Source organism: Terrabacter terrae, from assembly GCF_039529575.1.
Lineage (GTDB): Bacteria > Actinomycetota > Actinomycetes > Actinomycetales > Dermatophilaceae > Terrabacter > Terrabacter terrae.
On record NZ_BAAANB010000074.1, the window covers coordinates 1 to 559 of the forward strand.

The 559-nt window shown below is 74.6% G+C and carries 1 protein-coding gene; it reads right to left on the reverse strand.

The features are described 5' to 3' along the window. Positions 1–559: XdhC family protein (locus ABD194_RS19200; RefSeq protein ID WP_343994466.1), on the reverse strand; the 559-nt coding region annotated here is incomplete at both ends.

The window sequence follows — 559 nt, forward strand, 5'->3', positions numbered from 1 at the left end:
GTGCGGGCGCCGAGGTCGAGCCCGATCGGCGAGCTCATCCGGGCCAGCTCGTCCTCGGCGAGGCCGGCCTCGCGGAGCCGGGCGAGCCGGTCCTCGTGCGTGCGGCGCGAGCCCATGGCGCCGATGTAGGCGACCTCGGGCAGTCGCAGCGCCACCTCGAGCAGCGGCACGTCGAACTTCGGGTCGTGGGTCAGCACGGCCAGCACCGTGCGGCTGTCGATGCGGCCGGCGTCGACCTCGCCCTGGAGGTAGTCGTGCGGCCACCTGACGACGACCTCGTCAGCGCCGGGGAAGCGGGTCTTCGTGGCGAAGACGGGCCGGGCGTCGCACACCGTCACGTGGTAGCCCAGGAAGCTGCCCACGCGCGCGACCGCGGCGGCGAAGTCGATGGCGCCGAAGACGAGCATCCGCGGCTTGGGGGCGTGGGCGGCGACGAAGACGCGCATCCCCTCGCCGCGACGCTCCCCGTCGGGGCCGTAGGTGAGGATGGCCGAGCGCCCTTGCGCGAGAAGCCCTCTCGCGTCGTCGCGTACGGCGTCGTCCGCGCGCCCGCTGCCGA